We start from the raw sequence: 1,811 nt of genomic DNA on the forward strand, positions 1-1,811 counted from the left end.
CACGCCCGACGGCGTCATCTCGCGGTGATCGGATACGTCGGAATGGCTGATCATATGTCGTCGGAACACGTGATCGAATGTGTCGGAATGCGCAGATGCTATCCTGGAAGCCGGTGCAAAGCTGCCCATGCCTGACAACCATGAAGATCGCGGCATCTACGTTACCGACGGTTCAATCGAAGTCGCCGGCGACGTCTTTCAGTCCGGTCAGATGATGGTTTTCCGTCTCGGCGACGCGATTGCCGTTAAAGCTGGCCCTTCCGGTGCTAGATTGATGCTGCTTGGCGGCGAAACACTGAATGGCCCGAGACATATCTGGTGGAATTTCGTCGCCTCTTCAAAAGAGAAGATCGAGGCCGCCAAGGAAGCTTGGGCCGCTGGTGACTGGGAACATGGTCGTTTCCAACTCCCGCCAACTGACAAGGACGAATTCATCCCCTTGCCTGACTGATAAAGCGCCGCGCCTGCGATCGAAGCAGGTTCGAGATATATCCAATAACCTAAGAAAGATTATCACATGACGATCGCCCAAAATACCACCCAACACGTTGGCATGAGTTTAACCGTTCGCCCAGCCGGAGAACGGGGGCAGGCAAACTTTGGCTGGCTCAAATCAGCGCATAGTTTCAGCTTTGGAAATTACCATGATCCCGAGCACATGGGGTTTGGAAATCTGCGCGTAATCAATGATGACCTTGTTGCGGGTGGCAAAGGGTTTGGCCAGCATCCACATCAAAACGCTGAGATCTTCTCTTACGTGTTAGGCGGGGCGCTGGAACATAAGGACTCACTGGGCAACGGATCGGTCGTCAGTGCCGGCGGCGTACAATACATGAGCGCATGATCTGGCGTGACCCATTCCGAGTTCAATCCATCCGCGACCGAAGAAATGCGGTTTTTGCAAGTCTGGTTACTGCCCGAGACGCAGAATACCAAGCCCGCATACGACACGATAGACCTGTCAAACGAGGATAAGAGCGGCAAGCTCAAATTGTTCCTTTCCCGAGATGGGCGCAACGGCTCCATGACGACCCAAGCAGACGCAAGTATCTATGCGGCGACACTGGAAGGCGGCCAAGAAATCAGCACCGATTTGAAAGCTGGACGCAAAGGTTGGGTGCAGGTAGTAAATGGGTCTCTAAACGTGAATGGGATCGTTTTGACTAAGGGCGACGGTCTTGCCATTGAGGGCAGCGGTTCGCTGATCTTTGATCAAGGCCGCGCCGCAGAGATATTGTTCTTCGATCTCTCCCAATAGACCTGACTAACAAAGCTGGCGGCACGATTGTGCCGCTAGTCCAATATGGTCTCCTGAGATGAGGCATCAAAACGCCGCGTGATTGCCCAATATGACTTTGCTTCGCCTCACTTCTGAATGCAGCCATTCCTCCAATCTTCCAAACGCTTTTGTGGCTGCGAAGTCTGCAGTGGTCACAAGCCAGTATCGCGACTGGATGGCAGCCATCGGCCCGGAAAGCGCAACCAATCCCACATCTAGATCATTTTCAACCAAAAGCGTTCTTCCAAGGGAATGCCCCAAACCAGCAATGGCAGCCTGCAACGCAACATCTAACCGGCTGAATTTCATTGTCAGGTCGAAACGAGCCGCCTCAAAGTCGCCCGCCAGATAGTTTTCCCAAGTCATGCCCGTCCCGTCCTCTTCGGCACTGACATCGCGCAATAAGACGCTCTGCTTCCCTGCTTTGGGACGCAAGGATGTGAATCGGCATGCAAAAGTGACCCACCTGGGTGGGTTATGATCATCTAAAACTGACCCACCTGCCACGTTAGCATCCGTGCGTTCATGCACG

At 53.6% G+C, this 1,811-nt stretch carries 3 protein-coding genes and 1 pseudogene; 3 read left to right on the top strand and 1 reads right to left on the bottom strand.

Translation table 11 applies throughout. The features are described 5' to 3' along the window. Nucleotides 1–91 precede the first annotated feature (91 nt). The 3 genes and pseudogenes from V8324_RS21655 to V8324_RS21665 form a co-directional block, all read left to right on the top strand. A pseudogene (locus V8324_RS21655) lies at nucleotides 92–451 on the top strand (pirin-like C-terminal cupin domain-containing protein); the annotation flags it as partial. A gap of 66 nt (nucleotides 452–517) precedes the next feature. Further along, nucleotides 518–844, top strand: a complete 327-nt coding sequence (locus V8324_RS21660; RefSeq protein WP_336421962.1) for a pirin family protein — start codon at nucleotides 518–520, stop codon at nucleotides 842–844. Between the two features lie 6 nt (nucleotides 845–850). Continuing rightward, nucleotides 851–1,258 carry a pirin family protein gene (locus tag V8324_RS21665; protein ID WP_336421963.1) on the top strand — a complete coding sequence of 136 codons (408 nt, stop codon included), beginning with the start codon at nucleotides 851–853 and terminating at the stop codon, nucleotides 1,256–1,258. A gap of 66 nt (nucleotides 1,259–1,324) precedes the next feature. Here V8324_RS21665 and V8324_RS21670 read toward each other — a convergent pair. Then, nucleotides 1,325–1,811: LysR substrate-binding domain-containing protein (locus V8324_RS21670; RefSeq protein ID WP_336421964.1), on the bottom strand; the 487-nt coding region annotated here is incomplete at its 5' end.

Origin of the sequence: Roseovarius sp. D22-M7, assembly GCF_037083785.1 — a bacterium.
In the GTDB taxonomy this organism is placed as follows: Bacteria; Pseudomonadota; Alphaproteobacteria; order Rhodobacterales; family Rhodobacteraceae; genus Roseovarius.

Bases quoted from the DNA above. Each gene is read 5' to 3' on its own strand.
- V8324_RS21660 (WP_336421962.1), top strand. From the start codon at position 518: ATGACGATCGCCCAAAATACCACCCAACACGTTGGCATGAGTTTAACC.